Here is a 21,519-nt window from a genome sequence, read left to right on the forward strand (position 1 = left end):
ATGCGACGAGCGCTGGCGCGAGGGCGGATCCCCCATCCGTCAGCCGGATCGTCGGCGGCCGCCTGCCCCACAATGTCGTTGGGAGGGTAGGAACATGTTCGATGCCGCCGCAGTCGTGGAATCCTGACTCCGCCACCTAGCTTCTCGGGCTGTCCCCGACAGAGGGAATGGCATCAGCATGCAACCTCGCATATTCCTCCGACCACCTCGTTATCTTGGCAAGATCATCTTTCGAGAAGCCGCGCCCCCGTTCGCAGATCCAGTTCCACACCCGCTCGTTGCCTCTTGTCAGCCAGTGGGCCCAGTACAGCTTGCTCGCATCCTCGAGCGACACGTTGATGTGGTTCTTTTCATAAAGCATCGTCAGACGAAGTATCTGCATTATGTAGAAGGTGAACGCGAGCCGGGTTTCGAAACCGGGGACTTCAGAATCCCCTTCCACCTCGGGCTCCCAGGACAAGCGGAGCTTGTCGTTCCTGATGAACTCCAAGTTGATGGTCTGCCACTGGTCGTGCAGCTTGCTGTTCGCGGCGATAGTGTCGTCGTTCATCCCGCTCGTCTCGATCTTGCGAGCGATCTTGTCGGTGACGTTGACAGCCCAGACCGCCACCAGAAGCGCCATTGCCGCAACTACGGCGCCGAGGGCCTGCGCGGCAGCGGCGTCGATCGAGGCGGATGAGTCCTTGTCCCCCGCTTGATAGAAGGGGAGGGCTACGAAGACCAGCGCCACGAGAATGCCAAGTAACGCCATCGAGCGGAAGAAGTTAGGATGCTCGAGAAAGAAGTTGCGATCTGACGTGTTCGCTTCACCTCGCGGAGCCGGTCTTGCGAAGGCTCGCTGGGATACTCCAAGAACCAGAGCTGTTGATTTGCACTGAGAGTTGACCCGGCGTTTTCATCGAGAAGTGACCCGAGTCGTGGGGGTAATGTCAGGCCCGCGGGGTTGCGGGTCAAGTTGCGGCCTTTTCCTTTTTCAGTTTGCCGGCCTCTGACCGGACGCGGAACCGGAAGCTGTCGTTGCCGGTCTCGACGATGTGGCAATGGTGGGTAAGGCGGTCGAGGAGCGCGGTGGTCATCTTGGCGTCGCCGAAGACCCCGGCCCACTCGCTGAAGCTGAGGTTCGTGGTGATGACGACGCTGGTCTGCTCTTAGAGCTTGCTGAGCAGGTGGAACAGCATGGCGCCGCCCGAGGAGCTGAACGGCAGGTAGCCCAACTCGTCAAGGACGACGAGGTCAAGGCGGAGCAGGCGCTCGGCGAGCTGCCCGGCCCTGTTCATGGCCTTCTCCTGCTCGAGCGCGTTGACCAGGTCGACAGTGGCAAAGAAGCGGGCCTTCCTGCGCCGGTGTTCGATGGCCTGCACAGCGAGCGCGGTGGCGATGTGCGTCTTGCCGGTACCCGGGCCGCCAATCAGGACGACGTTGTCGGCACCGTCGATGAAATCGCCCCGGTGAAGCTGACGGACCATGGCCTCGTCGACCGCGGCGGAGGTGAAATCGAAGCCGGTCAGGTCCTTGTACGCCGGCAGCTTCGCTGCCTTGATCTGGTAGGCGATGGATCTCACCTCGCGTTCCGCCATCTCGGCTTTCAGCAGCTGGGACAGGATGGGCACGGCTGCATCGAAGGCAGGTGCGCCCTGTTCGATGAGGTCGCCAACGGCCTGCGCCATGCCGTACATCCGCAGGTCGCGCAGCATGACGACGACCGCGGCGCTGGCGGGGTCATGACGCATGGCGCACCTCCTTCATCAGCGTGTCGTAGCGACCGACATCGGCCTGGGGCTCACGGCGCAGGACAAGCGCCTGGGGCGCGTCGATAGGCGTGACGCTGGCGGTCTTGCCGTCGATAAGCCGGTGCAGGATGTTGAGGATCCGGGTCTTGGTGGCAACGCCTGCCTCAAGGGCGAGTTCGACGGCGCACAGCACCGCCTGTTCGTCGTGCTGGAGCACCAGCGCCTGGATATCGACCATTTCCCGGTCGCCGCCTGTTCGCCTGAGCAGTTGCTGGCGCAATTGCCGGAAGGCGTCGGGCAACTCGGTAAAAAGGCGCACCGTTTCGCATGGCACCTGGCTTGCGCTGGACCACCGCCAGATAGTGCCGCCAGTCGTAGATGGTCCGCCCCGGCGAGCGGTGCGTCCGGTCGATAACCCGGGCGTGCTCGCACACCCTTTGCCCCTCGGCGACCACGACGATGCGGTCGGGATAGATTCGCAGGCTCACCGGCCGGTTCGCGAAGGAAGCCGGGACGCTGTAGCGGTTGCGGTCGAAATGGACGAGACAGGTTGGCGACACCCGTTTGGTATGCTCGACGAAGCCGTCGAACGGGCGCCCCGGTTTCATCAGGTCCGGCACTTCTTGCGCCCATATATCGGCGACGGTGCCGGGAAGGTTGCCGTGCGGGATCTGCGCCCACTCGGCGATGCACTGCTCCTCGAGCCATGCATTGAGGGCGTCTAGATGAGGAAATGCGGGCAGCCGCTGCAACAGACGGCGACGCGCATCCTGCACGTTCTTCTCGACCTGTCCCTTCTCCCAGCCGGACGCCGGATTGCAGAACTCCGGCTCGAACAGATAGTGGCTCGCCATCGCCGCGAAGCGCGCGTTGACCTGCCGTGCCTTGCCCGTGCCGATACGGTCGACCGCCGTCTTCATGTTGTCGTAGATCCCGCGCCGCGGCACCCCGCCGAGCACCCGGAAGGCATGCTGGTGCGCATCGAACAGCATCTCGTGCGTCTGGAGCGGATAGGCCCGTACGATGAACGCCCGGCTGTGCGACAGCTTGGTATGAGCTGCCTGCAACTTCACCCGTTCGCCGCCCAGAACGGCCCAGTCCTCGCTCCAGTCGAATTGGAAGGCTTCGCCGGACTCGAACACCAGCGGCACGAACGTGCCCCGGCCCGTCGTCTGCTCCTGGACCTGACGGTTCGCTCTCCACGCCCGGATGAAAGCCGCTACCCGACTGTATGAGCCGTCATAGCCCAGCGCGACCAGGTCGGCGTGGATCTGCTTGCCCGTGCGCCGCTGTTTTCGGGACCTGGTCATCTCCGTCTTCAGCCAGCCCGATAGCCGCTCGGCATACGGGTCCAGCCTGCTTGGCCGGACGACTATCTCAAACTTCGGCTCCAACGCGTCCGACCGCAGATATTTGCGGATCGTGTTACGCGACAGTCCCGTGCGGCGGGTTATCTCCCGGATAGACATTCCATCCCGGAATGCCCAGCGCCGGATGACGCTCAGTAACGCCATGTCTATCACTCCTTGACCCCCCGACAGTCAGCCGGGGTGAGGTTGAGACACGGGTCACTTCTCGGTGGAAATTTATGCCTTCACCGGGTCAGCTCTCAGTGGAAATCAACACCCCTACTCGTCTTCCTGTCCAAGGGTTGAGTTCCAGGCGTTTCGTCGACGCCGATCCCGGCCCCGGCGGCCGCATGTGCGACAGGCGAACAGCAAGCCATATGCAGGCACGGCCCCTTTGTAGTCGTGACGCCTTCCCCCCGGTCGGTTGCGTCGGCGTGAGGCAGTGGAGGCACGAGAGGCTCAGCGTCATCCGATCCGTTCCCGACGTCCGACAACACCGCCGGGGGCGTCACCCGACCCACCCGACGCGCGCCCGTGCCGCCTGAGCGGCATCATCGTGGTCCATGGCGGTGGCCATCGGGGCGCCCGCCGCGAGATCATCCGTCATTGCCGGGGTTCCGCAGCCATTGACGAAGGCCGTGCGATCCGCACCAGCAGCAGACCTCAGCGCCGGCCATCGAGTCCCTCGCGGAAGGGCGCCGACAGTCGCCTGCCGTCTTCGTCGGCGGATATCCGCGACGTCACCCCGCCGATCAGAGGAGCGACGCTCGCAGATGGATTGAGGGGCAGCGGCCTGACCGATTCGGATCGCGGGTCGATCCGCGACGATCCCGCCCGGCCCGGCGGGATTGGAATCGAACGCCCGGGTCCCCGCGTCGCGCGCGAGGCTGCACCGTGAACGCTTCCGCCGGATGAGCGAACACCCGCGTGCCGACCTACGCCTGCCTCAGCGCGAATGCGGTCCATCCTCCCACGGACCCCGCGTCTTCGAGAGTACGAGCGAAGGGGGTGTGAAGCAGGTTGGAGGGGAAAAGCGGGGACGGGCCCGCCCCGCCTGCTTCGCATCGCACCCAAGGAGTTTAAGAATGATGAACGAGACCGAAGAAATGCGCCAGGCTCGGCATGAATTGAAGCTGCTGTCCGCGTCGGATCCCGCGGCAGGCGCCAACATGATGCGCCATGTCGCCGCGTTCTCGCTGATGCTCACCGGCCGGCGCGGGAACCGGCGTCGCGATGGCGAGCCGCAGATGGGCGCCGGCTTCGTGCTCACCCACGGCGACCAGAACCTGTGCGCGGCCGCCGCGCGCCGCAGCGGGACGGACTACATCTACATCGCCTTCGACGTCGACGATGCGCAGTCCGGCCCGGTCGCGGCCGGGATCTTCCGCGAACAGGATGGACAGATGTGGTGCTACGGCAACTGCGTCCTGTGGTCGCCCGCGAACGACGGCCGAGCGATCCTCGTGCCGCGCGGCCAGGGCGAGTATCCGGGCTACTTCGCCTTCCGCCCGGGTGGTCGCCTCAAGCTGGTGCCGGCGCGGGTGCCCGGCGACTTCGACGCGGGGGTGCGGCGGGCTGACGCACGGCTGCGCCGCCTGCTCGGCTCCGACGAACTGCGGAACGTGCACAGGGAAGGATACATGCACTGCATCAGCAACATCGGACAGGAGATCTACGCGGAAGTCACGCCTCTGGCCGCCTGATCATGCGCGCGGCCGGTCATCCGACCGGCCGCGGCAACCGGAACGCGGAATGCGCCGGCGGATCGAACTGAAGCCGTCCGCAGCCGATCGTCCATATGGCGGACCTCAGTCCCCCTCCGAACCCTCGCCGTCGTCGGCGCCTCGCCGCCCCGGCCCGCGGGAGAGCCGCCGGACCGCCCTGACCTCCTTGGCGGAGACCGCCAGCCCCGCGAACAGCTCGCCGAGCGGATATTCCAGCTCGACCGAAAGCCGCGCGATGACGAGAAGCGTCGGGTTCTGGCTGCCACGCTCGAGACGACCCAGGTAGAGCCTGTCGAGGTCCGACCTCGCGGCCAGCTCCGCTTGGCTCAGCCCGGCAGCCATCCGGCGCTTGCGTATGCGCTCGCCGACTTCACGAATCACCTCAATCTGCACGGGACGAGCATGCCCGGCGCAGCGCTGCCCCGCCAGCGCAAATGCCCGGCCGAGGCACGTCGTGCGCCGCGCCGCGCAAACCCGTCGCGGCGCGCCGCCGCCGGCGTCAGCCCGACCTCTTCGCCCGGCCCTCCCGTGGCGGCCTCCCCTCCCCAGCCACGGCACGATCGCTTCGAGCCAGCGCCTGGGCACCAAACTCACCGGCGGCCTCGTCGCCGCCGGGCGTGCCCGGGGCCTCGGGGATCTGCAACCACTCGACCCCGATCGCCGCCATCAGCTGGAGGAAGAACACGGCCGTGAACCTTCCCCGGCTCAGCTTCTTACGGAGATTGGGTACGCTCTCCTCGATGCCCAGCGCGGACAGGTGCTGAACCAGGCGTTCCTGGCTCAGGCCGCGCCGCATCAGCTCCGCCCGAACCATGTTCTTGGCCTGCCTCTCCCAAGCCTCGTCGTTCAAGCACGCCTCCATGCGATCGGCGCGACGGACCTTGCCAATCCCGCACATTACCATATATGGGCATCTGAAGCCCCGTTTGCGACCATGCTTATCCGAGCATGTCGCCTTGAGAACTGAGTAGCACCGATGGCAGACAAGGTCGACACGTCCGACGATCCCGCAGGCAGGGTCCGCACCGAAAGCAGCCCCAGGCCGGCATCCCGCAGGCGGCGGAAGACCTCCCGGCCGAGGGCGACCGGTTCGGGGGACGGAGGCGAGATGATCTCTCGGCACGCGAGGGACGCCTGCCCCCCGGGGTGCTCGTCGAAGCGCGCCGCCGCCTGCCCGCGAAGTGCCGGACCGCCCCGCGAGACGGCGCAAGACGGGATGGACCGGTGCGGAGGCGGCGACGGGGCCATGGCGGACGGACCCGCGAACGCGCCCGCCGTGAAGACGACCGACGACACGCCCGCGCTCGCGCGCCATCTGGCCGCGATCGACAGGCTTTCGGCAGAGATGCAGGACACGGGCGAGCGCCTCGTCAGGAGTCCGGGCGGCGGCGTTCTGCTGAAGTGGGCCGCCCGCAGGGCCGGCGTGCCGCTCACCGCGATCCACTACTGGACGGAGGTGAGGGAGAAGCTGCTCGCGCTCCGGCACTTCCACAAGTTCGAAGACGAACCGTCGGACGAGGAGGCGTCGGCGCCGGGCCACCCGCTCCGCCCGCCCGTCAAGGCGTCGGACACCGAGGCGTGGATCGCCGCCGCCCCGCCCGGCGCCCCGGAGCGCAAGGAGGCCGACGTCGTGGCCGCCCTCGACGGACTCGAGGCCTGGGACGTCGTCCTGCAAGCGCTCGTCGAGGCGATCCCCAGCCATCAGGGCCGACCCGTGCGCTCCGCCATCGCGGTGCGGCTCGGGGTCGAGGCCTTCGTGCTGGACCACCCGGCGGTGGACGGTTTCGTCGAGCGGCTGACGCGCAAGCACGGCGTGGCCTCCCCCAGGACGCGTTCGCCGCACCGCGATGCGAGGCGTACCGAGGAGCGCAGGAAGGTCGACGACGCGGCGGACACTCTCCGGATTCGCGGGGAGACCTGGGAGGTGTTGCCGAGCGGCATCCCGTCCATCCCGCTGGTCATCGACGCGCTCGACCTCGACCCGGCGCTGATCTTCCGTCCCGGCTTTCGCGCGCACGTACTCGAACGCCACCGCGCTCTCGCCGGGGCGACCGGCGCGGTCATGCCGGCCGGCGACGACCTTCACCTCGCCGTGGCGCACGCGGTGACCGACTCCTACTCCCTCCTGGTGGACGCCGGCCTCCGAACGCCGCCGATATCGATAACCGGGACGGTGCGCCTGCGTCAGTTCGAGGCCGAACTCGGCCTCGTGAACGGCACGTCCAGCCGCTTCCCGGAGATCAGGAGCCGGATGGAGGGGATCGCGGCCATCTTCATGGATGCCCGCGTTCGGGCCCGACGGGAGGAGGAGACCTCGCGCCGCGTCGAGGCGATCGTGCGGCGCATGGCGGAGGTGGCCGAGACCCTCAAGGCCGCCGAGGGCAAGGTCGCGATCAACCATCGAGGCGGCGTGAGCGTAGCGGCTCTCGAGACGGCGATGGGCTGGAGCCTCGGACAGGATGCGCACGATCCCAGGGTCGTCGCCGCGATCGAACGGCTCATTGCCCGCGTCGGGCTGGCCGAGAAGGTCGCCTGCGCGCCGAAGCGCGAAGCGACGGAGATGGACGTGAAGGTGGCCGACTACTGCGCACTGATGCGGCGGCGCGGCTTCGGCCCACCGAGGATGGCGATGCTGTCGACCCTCGTCTGCAAGGAGGGCGTGGCCGAAGAGATGGGCGTGCCGGCGGAACAGATCACCCATGCCCAACTCGACCGGATCCGGCTGACGGCGACGCAGGTCCGCCGCCTGAATCCGCGGCACCACGAGGGCCAGCCACTGCCCTGGCGGCTGGAGTACCGGGGGAAGACCTCGCTGCTCGAGACGCTCCTCGCCGACCCGGTCTTCGACGATGGCCTGCCCGGCCACCCGTCCGACGACAGACGCCTGGATCTGCCGGCGATGGGCAACGTACTCGCGATGTCGCCCGTGTTCCTTCGCCGGAACGTCGAGGCCCGCGCTCTGATCGACGCCAAGATGGTGGCCGTGGGCATCCGGGCCCACCCGGGGGATCGTTCGGGCATAACCTATGCCGAGCTGCGCCGATACGGCCGCGGGCGGACGGCGAAGGAGGCCGAGGCGGTGCTGAAGGCGCTGACCGCGTCCGCCATCCCGACAACGGACGGCCTCTCCTCGAACCCCGCCGCCGCAGGGGCGCGCGACGTACGAGTCCTCGAGCGACACATGCGGACGATCGGCCGGACGGGAAGCGACCCGGTCGGACTCACGCTGTTGCAAGGCGTCGCCCCGCGCTCGTCCCAGCCGGCAGGCGACGAGATGGACAGGTGGCGCCGCTACCACGCCGAGCTGGCCATCAAGAGGGCGGACCACGCGTTCGATCTTCCGCTCGGCGGCAAGGCCTGGGGCATGGGTACGATGGCGTTCTCCGCGGCGATCGCGCTGTTGCTGCGCGCCAAGGGCGAGACGACCTACGCCTTCGAGACCACTCCCGGCCTCGACAAGCGGATGCAGAAGTGGGCCGATGGCGAGGCCTTCCCGACGTGGCAGGAGGAGGACTCGCTCGACGCGCTGAACGCGTATCTGGGCGCGCCGGCCAACTTCCTGGCCAGCCTGCTCAACCCTGACTTTCGGAGCCTCGGTAAGCCACGGGGGGTGGAGCGCAACGCCACCCGCCACGATCACCACCTGCCCCATGGCTATTGGAGCGAGGAGCCCGATCGCCGCAAGGAGCTGCTGCGCGAGGTCGCCGGGTCGTATGCCGTCCAGGACGTCGAATACAGCCGCCGACTGCGCGTCCTGACGCAGGACGAGTACCGGCTGACCTACAAGCAGTGGCCGGAGGCGCTGAAGGCGGAATGGGCGGAGTACGAGAAGCGCTTCAATGTCGCTCCGTCCCCGACCGATGGAGCCCCGAAGGAGTTCGACGTGTTCACCCTCCTCGGCCAGACCATGACGGACTTCAAGGGCAAGGCCGTATCGACGGTGACCCGGACGATGGTGCGCCAGACGTTCGAGCGCCTGTTCGGCTTCATGACCCGCGCGCCCGATCCGGCACCGGGCGATCTGGTGGACCCCAGCACCCGCGACGACCTGATCGACCTTCGGCTGCACAACGCGAGGAAGGTCGGGTATACGCCTCAGGGCGGGATGGGCGTGCCGCCCGACCGTCTGACCATGGGCGCCATCGCGCTCGAGCATGTGACCCAGCGGTTCCTCGCACATATCAAGAACCGCTCGGGCGGCTACGGACCCGGATCCATCGTCGACTTCCACCACATGGCCGGCGCGTCGGACCGGACCAGTCCGCTTCGGACATCCGAACGGATCGCCGAAGCATCGGCCGCACTGGTCGAGTGGTTCCATTCGCCCGAGGGCAGGATCGCGGCGGTCGGCGGCCCCGTCCCCTCCGTCGGCAGCACGCCTGACTGGCCGACCGCGCACGAGACCTGCACCGGCGTCAAATCGTGGTTGCGGAAACTGGCGCGACTGACCGCCGGCCAGAAGGGAAGGACGTTGTCAGCGGACCAGCGCGTGGAGGCGAAGCGCAAGGCCTTCGAGCCGATCTGGGTCGTGCTGAGCTCGAAGACGCCCGCCGCCCTCTACCGCACCGTCATTCAGGAGATGATCCGCAATCAACCCATGAAGGTCGGGCACCGGCACCGCCACCTGCGCGACTGCATCATGGTCATGATCCTGTTCCAGACCTACCTGCGCATCAAGAACGTCGCCCAACTGACCTACAAGGGTCACGATGGCGACGGCCAATTGCGCCGGTTCGAGGACGGCTGGTGGATCACCATCCACAAGGACCGGTTCAAGAACGGTGGCGGCGAGTACTTCAAGTCCGGCGATCAGTTCCACGTTCGGCTGCGTGACGAGGACGGTCTGTACGCGATGATCGAATACTACCTCCGGGTCTCGCGCAAGTATCTCGAGATGCAGAAGCCGAAGCCTCGACGCAAGGCGTCGACCCGCGTCGCGGAAGCCGACACGCCGGTCACGTTGGATGGGGCCAACGTCACGGAGGAGGATACGGAAGCGGCCGAGGATGACGACGTGCCGATCCGTGGTGGCGCGCTCACGACCGACGACGACGAGGACCGCGACAGCTTCGAGGACGAGGACCACGACGGCGAGCGGGAGGAGCACCGCCTCTTCATCAAGCCCGGCGGCCATGAATTCAGGCCGTCGCAGCTCGCCGCCACGTTCAAGAACGCGACGGCCCGCTACATGGCGCAGAGCCCGCTTCGGCACCGCGGACTGGCGGGTCTGATGCCGCACGGTCCACATGCCGTCCGGCACATCGGCGCGACCGACGCGCTCAAGACCACGAGCTCGTGGGAGGCCGCCGCGCGCGCCATCCACGACGCCGTCGCCACGGTCCGCAAGGTCTACGTGTTCTTCACGCCCGAGGACCAGGGGCGGCTCGCCTCCGAGGCCGCCGAGAAGGGCCGTGCCAAGCCCGTCCATTTCCCACGCGGGGTCAAATTGCTTTCGCGGCCGGAGCACCGAACGACGCAGACGGCCTGACGGGGCCCGGCGCCGCCGCCAATCCCCAGCGATGCGGCTGCCCCCGCGCCCGCGTCTCCGTCCACCAGCGATCGCTGCGAAGCGCGTAACGAACCGGCGGACAGCGACACCGGACAACCGATCCCCCGCCCGCGAGCCTGAAGGAAAGGCGCGGGCGGTGAGGAGCTGATCTCCGTCTACCGTTCCGGAGGACCCGGAGCGGTCGGCGGTCTCGGAACGCTGGCCGGCCCTCCGAACTCGCCACGCGGCGCGCGCGGCTTCGTGCCGATCGCCCTTCCATGTCCGCACGGTCAGCCAGCCGCCGAGCCGTGCGCCCAGGCTGCCGCAAGCACCAGCCTTCCACGGATTTCGCACGCCGCCGCCCCTTCCACCGGGCTGCCGACCTGCGTAACGCAACGTTTTCGCAGCGTTTTGACCCTTTGACGACACCAAAATCCAAGTAGCTGTAAATAATAGGTTTTTTACACAACTGCCATGACACTGCTGACAGACTGCTGGAAATGAGGTCCCTAGCATATTGCGTGTAATTATGCAGAAAAACGCGCAAGGTCAGTGACTTAGGTTTTTGATGTCTATATTCATCAGATACCGCGATTACGCGCGCCCGCATGGACGCCGGTGTCGCCTCGCGCGGACGGTGCGCCCGCCCGCCTGTTGAGGCGTGGGAAGGTCAAGCAGGGCGGGCGCGTTCGGCCTGCCACTGCGGGCTTATCGACGAACGGGGGTGGACGCCACGGTCCGCCAAGGGCGAACCCGGGCAGGACGCTCACTCGAGCAAGGCTACATCAAGAGCCTATCGACGGCGGAAAGAGCCGGCCCCCTGGGCAGCAGGACCCGATGGCAGTCGTCCGCAGAACACGGACGATCCAGCTCGATCGTCACGAGTTCGGCGGACCAGATGCTCCCCGACGCCCGGCCGAACCCTCAAGGATGGTACTCCGACCACGACGACCACCGGTCGCCGTGGTCGGGGGCATCACCGTGCGATTGACCACAGGATCTTCGGACGTGGTCCTTTCGGCCACCGCAAGGTCGGGAACCGGCGGACCGGCTGCCAGCACCATGCCGAGCCCCGCCTTCGACGGGAACGCGGCCCCGCGCACCATCGTGTTCACCGCGCACGCTCCGCTTCAGATCGCTCCGGTCGCAGGGTCGTCGCGGCCTCGCCCGCGCCTAGGACATCATCGCTGCGAGATGCCCTCATATCCTCGATCCGGCGCCGCGAGGCCGGCCACCTCAGTCCGCCAACGCAACGCCCGATCGCGCAGAGGTGACGCCGGACCGGCGACCGATCACCGCCGCGAGCTCCGGACATCCGAGGGTGTCGGCGATCGCGCGCAGCGGTGCCCAAATCTCCGCGTCACGCCCGCCGGCGGCCCCGCGCAGTCCGGCGTAGACCGCCGACACGCCGCCCGCCCGCGTCATGGCCAAGGCGTGCAGCTCGTCCCGAAGCGTTGCGGGATCCGGCGCGGCGGCCGGAAGACTGGCGCAGTCCGCGGGCAGCGTTCTCACCGCGATGCAGCGGGACCTCAGCACCGCGTCGACGCCGCGGGTGGTCGTCAGGAGACGAGGCCCGTAGAAGTCGATGGTCTCCACCCGTCCGCCGTTGAGCGTGAGCGGCTTGCGCGCCGTCGACGACTTGTAGCTCAGCTTGAGACACTGCCCCAGCTCGCCGAACCCGGAGGCTTCCGTCGAGAGCCCCTCCGCGTCGTCCAGCGCGACCAATCCGCCGCACTCGCGCGTCAGACGCACCAGCGCCGCCGCAGAGCCCTGCCCCATCAGCACCGCATTGAACCCGAGCGACACGACCGCAGCCGCCAGTTCGGACTTGCCGGAGCCACGCGGGCCGATCGCTAACAGCAGCGGAATGGCCTCGAAGACACGGAAGAGGTGCGTCATCATGGTGAAGGCCGCGACGACCCAGAGGTCATCGGGATCGGGAAGAACGACACGCGACGCCAGGAAGTCGCGTACGTCCGCCATGACCTCGACGGCAGGCCGGCGACACGGATCGATCCCGGCCGCGCGATCGGCCGCGTAGCGCTGGATCGCGTCGAGCGACCACGATGCCTGTCGGCTCGCCTGCGGCGGCGCGGCGATGCGGGTGCCGTCGCTCAGCGCATGGACGCGCCGCCCCGCCGGGGTCCCCGCAGGTGCGCGAAGCACCTGGGGCTCCAGCACGGCGCCGTCGCTTCTCAGCACGAGGGTCTCGTAGCTGTGCAGGAGCCCGCCCCCGCCCGCCGCGGACGCCGCGCGGCGTCGCTCGACGAGAAAGGGGTAGAAGGAATGGCCACGTGCGAAACCGCCATGCACCGGAATGGGCATGGCGGCGAAGTCGCCCGGCCCGCCGTCCACGACCGCGGCCTCCGGCGCAGCCCCTACCGGAGCCGCGGACGAGAGTATCCTCTCGAGCCAGCCGTCGTGAAGACGGGTGATCGGAGGACCGTGATCGCAATCCTCGTCGCAGTCGTCCACGGGTTGGACCCCTTTCGCGCCTTCGATCGGGCGGCGCGCGGCGCGGACGATGCCGACGGCCATCGCGTCCGCCAAGCCACCGGCGATCACGACCCGATCCCACGGTGCCCAGAACGCGGCGTCGTCCCATTCCGCGGGAGCCGCATCGGGTTGCGAACTCGCCAGGCAGACCACCGGCAGACCCAGTCGGAAGGCTGCTGCACCCAGCTGCCAGGCCGCGACCGGCGAGCCAGCCACCACCGCAACCGCACCCGCGCCGGACCGCACGGTCGCCGGCGCACCCGGTCCCCATGCCACCGGATGGTCGGCACCGATCGTCACGCCCTCCAGATTCAGATAGCCGTAGCGCCGCCGGCTACCTGGGACGTCGAGGGGATAGGCGAGCACGCGTTCGACCAGCGTCCCGTCGGTGCGCCTGTAGGGCTCCTTGAGACCAAGCCCGAGCGCCTCCACCAGATCAGCGCCGAAGCCCATGGCCGACAGCCTGGCCATCGCCGCGGGGTTGCGGATCAGGTTCGAACGCAGGCGGCGGAAGTTGAAGTCCGTCGAACGTCGCGAGCGAGGAGCGGGCACGGGCACATCCTATGCTGATAAGGTGTTTATATACACCTTCCATGTAGACTTCGCAAGCCGCTTCACAAGGTCCGCGGGCCGAATGGAGGCACGTTCCCACCCGTCGAGCGAACCTTCGCCGATGGATCGGGCGGATCCGCCCGAAGTCGGCACGAGCGCCAGACGGGTGTCCGATCGGAACGATCAGGCGCTCCGGCCCAAGCCCGGGCGCCCTGTCGCACCTTCGACACCTCACCTCAGGCGTCGGGGGCGAGGTCCTGCGGAAATGGCGGCACGTCGCAGGATCGGCATGGGTCGAGGCACCGACCGCCGCGGGCGATGGCCCCTACCTGGCGAGGCTCCGCCAATCGTAGGGTCCGCAAAGCCACCAGCTCCCACCGTGCTCCGGAACGCAGCGACCGGGCGACCGCGGAACCCATGCGAGATTGGTCACCCAATCATCGCCGGTCAGGAACACGCACCAGCTCCTGGTCCAGGCGTAGACCGGGTGAGGCCGGTCGTCGCCACCCGGCGCGCCATCGAAGGGGTAGTTGAGGATGGTGAGAGCCTCCTCGCGACCGATGGGCTCGACGACGCGGTCGTGATCGAAGTCGTCGCGCAGCCGGCGTCGGCCGATCGCGACCGCCTCGATGCGTTCGCCGACGATCGTTTCGAACTCCAGGAGGTCCTCCTTGATGTTCCCCATGTCCGGATCATCCGCCAGACAGGGACGGCCGGGCGTCAGCGTTCCTGCTCATACCGACGCCTCCCTCGCCCAGGGCATACTCCACGGGACCGGGGCCGCCCACGCGACGATCAGCGTCCGGCCGCGATGGTCCTCGCTCACGGACAGGACACGGTACCCGCGCCCCGAAAGAAGGGCATGTTCGACGAGATCGTCGATGCAGCGGCCGGGCGCCGCCATGCGAAGGGTCTCCGGAACGGGACCGTCGAGCGTCAGGTACAGACCGCCGTTCGACGACACCATCCTCGCCCCCGAGGTCAGCATGGAGATCTCGAGGCAGGCGGCGCCGATGCGGAAGCCCAACGCTCCGAGGGGATCGTCCCGCCCCCGTACGACGACACCGCAACGCCGGAACCGCGAAAGCAGCTCGATCCTCGTGGGCATGCCCGACGTCGCGCTGCGCGCGGGCGGGCTTGCCAGACCGCGCATGGAAGCGGGACCGCCCGACCAAGCGTACCGGTAGTCATCGTACCTAACGCCCTCGACCGCTTCATCGAGATCCAGTCCCTCCGCCTCGCAGGCGTCCAGGACGAGCGGAGACACGGTGCGGACGGTGGCGCCGACGTGATCGCGGAAGATGCGCTGGAGCCGATCATCGACGTCGTAGCGCAGATCGCCGAGGGCCGCGTCGACACGCGCCATGGCCAGCCTTGACGCACCGGTCTCAGCCTCTCGCGCCTCTCCGCGGAGGTATCGGCGCGCGACAGAATCGCTCCCAGCGTGGGCGAGACGACGCGCGATCACATGCGGATCGACGGTCCCGGCGGTGGCGGCGGCCGGCGGCGAGGCATGATCGGACATCTCAGCCGCGCCTCTGCACGATGTGCAGATCGCCCGAGTGGAGCAGCGCCGATCCGCCCAGGTCGCCATCCTCCGCCAGCCGCGCCGCCAGGACGGTTCCGAGAAGCGCGACCACGATCGGATCGCGCACGTCGACGCCCGGCCGAACGTTCGCCGCCGCCGCCATCCCGGCGCCGACGCGCGCGCCCAGCCGCGCGATCGCCTCGGCGATCGTTCCGGTCCGACAGGCATGGAAGAACTCGAGGCACGAGCCGTCCCGCCCGGTCATCCTCAGGGTCGCCGTGTAAAGGGGGCGATCGCCACGGACGAGCAACTCGGCCGAGTGAGACGCCGCGTGGATGGATCCGGTAATCTCATTCATAGCGGCGGCCCCTCACCAGGCGGTCCCACTGTGGTTCGCCGCCGAACGGGTTGACCGCCGAATGGTAGATCCGCTCCCTCAGCCATATGCACTCGGCTTCGCGGTCGCGTTCGGCGATGCAGCGCTGCCAGACCCTGTCATCGGGGTTCCAGGAATACCCGCGACGCTTGAGATGGTCCTTCAGCGAGATCCGAGCCCCGACCGCACGGACGCGCCAGACGTCCTCCGCGGCGGATTCCACGAGGTGGGCGAGCGCCGGACGGCCGTCGGGCATGGTATGCCGCATCAGCGCGATGACGGCGTCCACGTCCGCCCCGGCCGAATGGGCGTCGTGAAACCAGCCGCACTGCGCCAGCAGATGTCCCAGCTTGCGCCCGTCGAAGCCGTGACCGGGCCAGTCGACCTCGGCCATCGAACAGGCCCAGACCGGCCGGCCCATGCCCGGGAGGCGGCGCTCGACGAAGCGGATGTCGAACGCGGCGTTGTGCGCCAGAACCATGTCGGCGTCTGAAAGAAGGCGGGTCGCGAGCGGCACGTCTATATGACACCCCGCGACGTCCGCGTCCTGGAGTCCGGTCAGCCGCGAGACGTCCGGCGGGATCGGCCTGCCCGGATCCTCGCGCCAGGAGTAGAGCCGGCCCACGCGGGTGATGACGCCGTCGTCGTCGTGACGGACGCGCCGTAGCGCCAATTCGATCACCGCATCCTCGACGGGATCGAAACCGGTGGTCTCCACGTCGACGACGACCGCCACCGCTCCGGCGTCGGGATCACCCAGACCCGTCGGTCCCTCCACGAGCCGAAGACGGCGAAGGATGCGCACGTCATCATCGTCCATCATCCTCACGGGACCAGGACGCTCCGCGACATCAAGAAGCATCTCAGACCTCCACGCACGCATCGGCGGCTGCCACCGCGATCGTCGGAACGGCGATCTCGACACACCCGCCGCCACGGTCGACCGAACGACGCACGCGCCCGCCGAGACGCGCCGCCAGCTGATCCACGATCGCCGCCCCCTGCCCACCCGGGCGCGACCACTCCCGCATGCCGCCGCGGTCGAGGACGCGGACCGTCGTCGTCCCCGCGCCGTCGAAGGCTTCGACACGCACCCGCGCGCCGGAGGCGCCGCCGTGGCGCAATGCGTTTCCGACCAGCTCGTGGACGCACATGGACAATATCCAGGCGTCGCCGTCGGCGACGGGCAGCGGATGGGCGACGACGTCCAGCGCGACCGACTGCGCGGCGTGCGCCGAGCGCATCGCGTCGCACAGCCTGGTCAGGACGTCGGCGAGATCGACGGTCCGGCCAGACGCCCCCTCGCAGAGCAGACGCTGCACGCGGGCGGTCGCTTCCAGACGGGCGATGACGGAGGAGAGCGCCGGATCCGAGCCGGTGCGACACTCCGCGAACCGCAGCGCGGCGGACGCGACGGCCATGTCGTTGGCCACGCGGTGCGCGTGCTCCCGCAGCAGAAGCCCTTCGCCGATACCATTCATCCGTCGCCTCCTCCAGTTGCCGTTGCGTCATCGCTGAGGGTGTATATATACACCTTCTTAAAGCGGTCAAGAGGTGTGCTGATGGGTCAGGTTGGTAGCGGTCGGACGGGCGGCGGCGGGCGGCGGACGGTCGGCCGGAAGCGCGGGAACACGGGCGCGGCCGGCGGAACGACGGAGAGCCGCACGTGGACGGTGGTACCGCCGGCGAAGCCGGTTCCCGCAAGCGGCACCTACGTGACGCCCGTACAGGCGGCCGCGTTCCAGTCGTTCATGCGGACCCATTCGGAGTCCGAGACCGCCCGCGAACTCGGAATATCGCAGATCCGCGTCCGCGAGCTGCTCGTCCAGTACGAGCGCAACCTCCTGCGCGACGCGGGCCTGCGTCCACCCCCTTTGAAGGAGATGCTGAAAGGCGACGTCTCGACGAGATTCCACATATCGCGCGACCTGCGGAACGGCCGCCCGGCCTCGCACACGCGCGCGGTGGCGATAGCCGTGCCGGCCCTGCCGGCAAGCCCGGCGGGGTCAGCGGCGACCGAGGGTTGGCGCCGTGTCGAGCCACCCTCCAACGGCGTGCGACGCTTCGTGGTGACGGCGGCGCAGCCCGGCGCGACACCGCACGCCGGGTTCATGCGCAACCTCAGCGCATACGCCGCCCACCATGGGGCCGAGATGGTCGTCGCCGCACTCGGGCCGCGAACAGGCAGGGAGCCGGGTCTGACCCGGACGCCGTTGGACTTCGCCGGCAGGCTTCATCTACGCGCCGACGCCCTGCCGCCGATGGTCTCCAGGCTGCCGCTGGAGGGCATGCAGCATCTCTCGGCCGGCACATGGTCCGCGTTTCCGCATTCGACCGCCCAGATGGAAAGCCTGCCGCGGATCCGGTCCGCCGCCCCCCGCGTCCAGATCACGACCGGCGCGGTCACGCCGCACGCGGATCCGGCCCGCAGGACCGCGTCCCGCGTCGGTGCGTTGGTCGTGGAGATGCTTCCCGACGGCAGGGTGTTCGTCAGGGCCGTTTCGGCCGCGGCGGACGGCGACGGCTCCTTCCGCGACCTCGACGAACGCGTATGCAACGGCCGCGTGCTGACCGGCGCGCGCGTCGCCGGATTGGTCATCGGCGACCTGCACCATCCGCTATGCGATCCGGCGACCGTGGTCGCCACCTGGGGGGACGGCCACACCGACGGGGGCATCGTCGGCAGGCTCAATCCGCGCATCCAGGTCCTGCACGACGTCTGCGACATGCGCGCACGCACCCACCACCAGCGCCGCGATCCTCACGAGCGCTTCGGACATCATGTCCGCGGCACCGGCGACGTCCGCGCCGAGATGCGGGCCACCGCCGGGTTCCTCGAGCGGATCCGCCTCGCCGAGGGCGTGACGGCGGTCGTGCGCTCCAATCACGACGACCACCTCCTCCGGTGGCTCCGCGAGGCCGACTACCGCACGGATGCGCTGAACGCCGAGTTCTACCTCGACAGGGAGAGGGCCCTCCATGCCCGGATCAGGAGCGGCGCGGGCACGGCCACCTTCTTCGCGGAGACGATGCGCAGCCTTTCCGAGGACGGGTTGGCCCGCGTCCGCTTCCTGGCGGACGGCGAGAGTCTGCTGATCGGCGGCGTCGAGTGCGGCATCCACGGCCACGCCGGTCCCGACGGCGTGCGGGGATCCATCCCCGCGTTCGAGCGCCTCGGGATCGACCTCATCCTCGGGCACTTCCATCGGCCGACGGTTCGAGCCGGCATCCACGTGGCGGGCGCCTGCCGGCTCGATCTGGGCTATGAGCGCGGCCCGTCGAGCAGCGCGATCGCGCATGTCGTCTGTCACGAGGATGGCGCCCGTCAGCACGTGTTCCTGCATGGCGATCGCTTCGCGGCCTGAATGCGGAATGATACGCTCTCCCGAAACACGCCCATCCGACGACCCGTATGCAGGTCCCGAATTTCCTCAATCTCCATCCGCCGCGACGAGACAGGCCTGCCACAAGGCCGCACCGTCAGACAGTCCGAAGACCTTCGCGAGCCGGGCGAGGTCCTCGTCGCCGCAGGCGCCGACGCCCATCTGCGGGCCGAGCAGACGCGACGCCGTGATCCCCCGTTCGAAGCGGGAGAGCGTGGCCGCGCTCACGCCGCTTCCCGCCGCCACGGCCGCCAGCGTCAATCCGCGTTCGCGACGGAGCGCGCGGAGGCCGACGCCGGGCGCCTCCGTCGGGCTGGTCGGCACGTCGAACGAGTCCTTGAGCCACCGCGGCGCGACAGCGGCGACGTTCACCTCAAGATGGTCGCAAAGCCGCTCAAGCGTCGGCCACGACGGACATTGCGCGCATCTCTCGATGCGCGCCAGGGTGCGAGGGCGAATGCCCGTGCTGGCGGCGACCTCGCGACGAGACAGACCCCGGGCTTCGCGGGCCTCTCGCAGAGCGAACCCGAGCCCCGGTGGTAGCATCCGTCGCTGGAATGGGAGTCTGGGATCGTGCGGCATCGGCTCCTCGAACGGGCGGTGTGTTCATGATCCCTTACACGTCGCAAGGCATGGTCCGCGTTTGCATGCGCTTGCGCGGGCCCATCCTAGAACGATGGCATGGCGCGAGCGAGGCCCCCCTCACATCCCGACGGACGAGCCTCATCGAGGCGTGCGGTCAGTCCGCAGGCGACGCGGCATGCGCGAGGGGACAGCCTGTCCGAGGCATCCTCCGCGCCCGAACTGCTGGCGTTCGTGAAAGCCCTTGCGCGTGACCTCGCCCGCGCCGATGCTGAAACCATGCGCGTCCGCGATGAACGCGTCGGGCGTGTCTCGGAGGGCGTGTGCGGGATCGGGTCGGGCGAGCGGGAAACGGTCGAGTGACGACCGCCGGCACCAAGGTCGCGATCTACGCCCGCTACAGTTCGGACAGGCAGTCCGAACGGTCGATCGAGGATCAGGTGCGCCTCTGTCGGGAGCGAGCCATCCGGGAGGGATGGTCGGTCGTCGACGTGTTCCCCGATTTCGCCCTTTCCGGCGCGACTCGCGACCGACCCGGACTCAACGCGATGCTGGCGCGCGCCGGAGAGTTCGACGTGATACTGGCCGAAGCACTAGACCGCATCAGCCGCGATCAGGAGGACGTCGCGGCCATCTGGAAGCGGATCGAATTCGCCGGCTGCCGCCTCACGACCGTCTCTGAGGGCGCGATCGGCGAACTGCAGATCGGCTTCACCGGCACTATGTCCGCGGTCTTCCTCAAGAACCTCGGCGACAAGACGCGCAGGGGGCAGGTGGGCCGCGTGGCCGCGGGCCGCATCCCGGGCGGTCTGTGCTACGGCTACGAGGCCGACGTGCAGGTGTCGGCTGGAGGCGTCGTCGAGCGTGGTAGGCGTCGGATCGTCCCGGAGCAGGCCGAAGTCGTCCGCAGGATATTCGAGTGGCGCGCCGAAGGCAGAAGCGCCACCTTCATCGTGCGCCAGCTCAACCAGGACGCGGTCCCGGGTCCAACCGGGGGCCCTTGGCGGATCACCACGCTGTGCGGCAACCGCCAGCGCCGGAACGGCATCCTCCACAACGAGCTCTACGCGGGCAGGATCGTCTTCAACCGCCAGCGCTTCGTCCGCGATCCCGTCACGAGGAAGCGCGTGTCGCGCCCCAATCCCGAGTCCGAGTGGAAGCGGCAGGACGCCCCTGACCTGCGCATCATCGACGAGGCGCTGTGGAACATCGTCGCCGCGATGGAGAGCGCTCCCGAGCGGGTGGCGGGCATGCGGCGGACGCCGTCCAAGCGGCTGCTCTCCGGCCTGATCCGCTGCGGGATCTGCGGCGGAACGTTCACGGTCGTAGGCGCCGAGCGCTGGGGCTGCAGCACGGCGCGCGCGACCGGCACCTGCGCGAACGGCAGGACGATAAGCACCTCGCAGCTGGAGCATCGCGTACTGGACGCGCTTCGTCACAGGCTGCTGCAACCCGACCTCGTCGAGGCCTTCGTCGAGGAGTACCGACAGGCCAGCGAGGCCGCGCGTACGCAGGCGGTCGCCGCTCGCGCGAAGATCGAGCGCGCTCGCGCCAAGGTGACCGGCCGCATCGAGCGCCTGACCGACATGATGGCGGATGGCATCGGAGACTATGCCGAGATGAAATCCCGGTTGGCGACGGCGCTGGCGGAGCGCGCGGAGATCGACCGGAGACTGGAGGAGGCGGAGATCGCGCCGGCCGTCGCCTTGCATCCCGGGCTTGCCGACGCCTACCGGCGCAACGTCGAGAAGCTGACGGAGGCCCTCAACGCACCCGAGTTGGAGGCCGGCGAGGCACGCGTGGCCCTCCGAAACCTCATCGAGCTCATCACGGCCGTCCCCCGCGCCGAAGGCAGAGGCGTCGACCTGCTCGTCCACGGCCGCCTGGCGCAGATCCTGCACATCGCCAACGGGCGTCCGGACCTGACCGCGGAGAACGGCGCGCGCAGGGCGCACGGGGAAGAGAGCCGGACTGAGGCCGACGACTGCGCGGTCGGTTCGTCCGACGGAGTGGGACATCCCCCAAGACGCAAAAAGGCGCCCGAAGGCGCCGATTGTATGTTTGGGTTGGTTGCGGGGACAGGATTTGAACCTGTGACCTTCAGGTTATGAGCCTGACGAGCTACCGGGCTGCTCCACCCCGCGACACTTTTGGCGCTCGAGTGAGCGGAAGAGTGGAGGACAGTTGTGAATGGTTATGCACCGGCTTCAATGCCTGGCGACGACCTACTCTTCCATCGCTTGAGCGATAGTACCATTGGCGCGGTTTGGTTTCACGGCCGAGTTCGGGATGGGATCGGGTGGTTCACAAA

General features: G+C 68.4%; 15 protein-coding genes, 1 tRNA gene, 1 rRNA gene and 2 pseudogenes. 5 read left to right on the plus strand and 14 right to left on the minus strand.

The annotated features are described in order from the left end of the window. Window positions 1–136: 136 nt before the first annotated feature. From MF607_RS20075 to istA, 3 genes and pseudogenes are all read right to left on the minus strand, one after another. Window positions 137–751, minus strand: coding sequence for a hypothetical protein (locus MF607_RS20075; protein ID WP_242121934.1), 615 nt, complete (start codon window positions 749–751; stop codon window positions 137–139). A 199-nt stretch (window positions 752–950) separates the two neighbouring features. Beyond that, a pseudogene (istB, locus tag MF607_RS20080) lies at window positions 951–1,730 on the minus strand (IS21-like element helper ATPase IstB). Beyond that, window positions 1,720–3,244: pseudogene (istA, locus tag MF607_RS20085) on the minus strand (IS21 family transposase). Before istA ends, istB begins: the two co-directional pseudogenes overlap by 11 nt. A 920-nt stretch (window positions 3,245–4,164) precedes the next feature. Here istA and MF607_RS20090 point away from each other — a divergent pair. Next, window positions 4,165–4,782, plus strand: coding sequence for a hypothetical protein (locus MF607_RS20090; RefSeq protein WP_242121935.1), 618 nt, complete (start codon window positions 4,165–4,167; stop codon window positions 4,780–4,782). Between the two features lie 105 nt (window positions 4,783–4,887). Here the strand turns inward: MF607_RS20090 and MF607_RS22975 are convergent, their stop codons facing one another. After that, window positions 4,888–5,196 (minus strand): helix-turn-helix domain-containing protein, encoded by a 309-nt coding sequence (locus tag MF607_RS22975; protein ID WP_242121936.1) that lies wholly within the window; start codon window positions 5,194–5,196, stop codon window positions 4,888–4,890. A gap of 106 nt (window positions 5,197–5,302) precedes the next feature. Next, window positions 5,303–5,653 (minus strand): DUF6471 domain-containing protein, encoded by a 351-nt coding sequence (locus MF607_RS20100; RefSeq protein WP_242121937.1) that lies wholly within the window; start codon window positions 5,651–5,653, stop codon window positions 5,303–5,305. 426 nt (window positions 5,654–6,079) lie between these two features. Here MF607_RS20100 and MF607_RS20105 point away from each other — a divergent pair, with 426 nt between their 5' ends. After that, window positions 6,080–10,291 carry a hypothetical protein gene (locus MF607_RS20105; protein ID WP_242121938.1) on the plus strand — a complete coding sequence of 1,404 codons (4,212 nt, stop codon included), beginning with the start codon at window positions 6,080–6,082 and terminating at the stop codon, window positions 10,289–10,291. A 1,236-nt stretch (window positions 10,292–11,527) separates the two neighbouring features. Here MF607_RS20105 and MF607_RS20110 read toward each other — a convergent pair. The 6 genes from MF607_RS20110 to MF607_RS20135 form a co-directional block, all read right to left on the minus strand. Beyond that, window positions 11,528–13,339, minus strand: a complete 1,812-nt coding sequence (locus MF607_RS20110) for a hypothetical protein (protein WP_242121939.1) — start codon at window positions 13,337–13,339, stop codon at window positions 11,528–11,530. A gap of 325 nt (window positions 13,340–13,664) precedes the next feature. Next, window positions 13,665–14,024: a hypothetical protein gene (locus MF607_RS20115; protein WP_242121940.1), complete on the minus strand. Its 360-nt coding sequence runs from the start codon at window positions 14,022–14,024 to the stop codon at window positions 13,665–13,667. A 48-nt stretch (window positions 14,025–14,072) separates the two neighbouring features. Beyond that, on the minus strand, window positions 14,073–14,864 hold the full coding sequence (locus MF607_RS20120; RefSeq protein ID WP_242121941.1) for a hypothetical protein: 792 nt from the start codon (window positions 14,862–14,864) through the stop codon (window positions 14,073–14,075). Between the two features lies 1 nt (window position 14,865). Further along, window positions 14,866–15,132 carry a hypothetical protein gene (locus MF607_RS20125; protein WP_242121942.1) on the minus strand — a complete coding sequence of 89 codons (267 nt, stop codon included), beginning with the start codon at window positions 15,130–15,132 and terminating at the stop codon, window positions 14,866–14,868. 85 nt (window positions 15,133–15,217) lie between these two features. Next, the gene (locus MF607_RS20130) at window positions 15,218–16,066 is read right to left on the minus strand and encodes a 3'-5' exonuclease (RefSeq protein ID WP_242121943.1); all 849 of its coding nucleotides are present in this window, start codon (window positions 16,064–16,066) and stop codon (window positions 15,218–15,220) included. Window positions 16,067–16,106: 40 nt separating this feature from the next. After that, window positions 16,107–16,724, minus strand: a complete 618-nt coding sequence (locus tag MF607_RS20135; protein WP_242121944.1) for an ATP-binding protein — start codon at window positions 16,722–16,724, stop codon at window positions 16,107–16,109. Between the two features lie 81 nt (window positions 16,725–16,805). On the opposite strand from MF607_RS20135, the gene MF607_RS20140 reads away from it, so the two are divergent. Further along, entirely contained in the window at window positions 16,806–18,608 is a 1,803-nt protein-coding gene (locus tag MF607_RS20140; protein ID WP_242121945.1) for a hypothetical protein, read from the plus strand. A gap of 66 nt (window positions 18,609–18,674) precedes the next feature. Here MF607_RS20140 and MF607_RS20145 read toward each other — a convergent pair whose 3' ends face one another. Further along, on the minus strand, window positions 18,675–19,208 hold the full coding sequence (locus tag MF607_RS20145; protein ID WP_347340906.1) for a helix-turn-helix domain-containing protein: 534 nt from the start codon (window positions 19,206–19,208) through the stop codon (window positions 18,675–18,677). A gap of 234 nt (window positions 19,209–19,442) precedes the next feature. On the opposite strand from MF607_RS20145, the gene MF607_RS22845 reads away from it, so the two are divergent. Together MF607_RS22845 and MF607_RS23075 are read left to right on the plus strand one after the other, a co-directional pair. Further along, window positions 19,443–19,571 (plus strand): hypothetical protein, encoded by a 129-nt coding sequence (locus MF607_RS22845; protein ID WP_277926018.1) that lies wholly within the window; start codon window positions 19,443–19,445, stop codon window positions 19,569–19,571. Window positions 19,572–19,648: 77 nt separating this feature from the next. Then, window positions 19,649–21,319, plus strand: a complete 1,671-nt coding sequence (locus tag MF607_RS23075) for a recombinase family protein (RefSeq protein ID WP_431311981.1) — start codon at window positions 19,649–19,651, stop codon at window positions 21,317–21,319. Here the strand turns inward: MF607_RS23075 and MF607_RS20155 are convergent. Both MF607_RS20155 and rrf read right to left on the minus strand, forming a co-directional pair. Continuing rightward, window positions 21,276–21,352, minus strand: a tRNA-Met gene (locus tag MF607_RS20155). The genes MF607_RS23075 and MF607_RS20155 overlap by 44 nt on opposite strands. 68 nt (window positions 21,353–21,420) lie before the next feature. Continuing rightward, window positions 21,421–21,519 (minus strand): 5S ribosomal RNA (gene rrf, locus MF607_RS20160); the annotation flags it as partial.

Source organism: Sphingomonas lacusdianchii (assembly GCF_022664395.1).
Taxonomy (GTDB): Bacteria; Pseudomonadota; Alphaproteobacteria; order Sphingomonadales; family Sphingomonadaceae; genus Sphingomonas; species Sphingomonas lacusdianchii.

Excerpts from the sequence above, each read along its gene's own strand:
- MF607_RS20125 (WP_242121942.1), bottom strand. The coding sequence starts at position 15,132 with ATGACCGGGCGGGACGGCTCGTGCCTCGAGTTCTTCCATGCCTGTCGG.
- MF607_RS20130 (WP_242121943.1), bottom strand. The coding sequence starts at position 16,066 with ATGATGGACGATGATGACGTGCGCATCCTTCGCCGTCTTCGGCTCGTG.
- MF607_RS20120 (WP_242121941.1), bottom strand. The coding sequence starts at position 14,864 with ATGTCCGATCATGCCTCGCCGCCGGCCGCCGCCACCGCCGGGACCGTC.
- MF607_RS20140 (WP_242121945.1), top strand. The coding sequence starts at position 16,806 with ATGGGTCAGGTTGGTAGCGGTCGGACGGGCGGCGGCGGGCGGCGGACG.
- MF607_RS20135 (WP_242121944.1), bottom strand. The coding sequence starts at position 16,724 with ATGAATGGTATCGGCGAAGGGCTTCTGCTGCGGGAGCACGCGCACCGC.
- MF607_RS20075 (WP_242121934.1), bottom strand. The coding sequence starts at position 751 with ATGGCGTTACTTGGCATTCTCGTGGCGCTGGTCTTCGTAGCCCTCCCC.
- MF607_RS20115 (WP_242121940.1), bottom strand. The coding sequence starts at position 14,024 with ATGGGGAACATCAAGGAGGACCTCCTGGAGTTCGAAACGATCGTCGGC.
- MF607_RS20090 (WP_242121935.1), top strand. The coding sequence starts at position 4,165 with ATGATGAACGAGACCGAAGAAATGCGCCAGGCTCGGCATGAATTGAAG.
- MF607_RS20145 (WP_347340906.1), bottom strand. The coding sequence starts at position 19,208 with ATGCCGCACGATCCCAGACTCCCATTCCAGCGACGGATGCTACCACCG.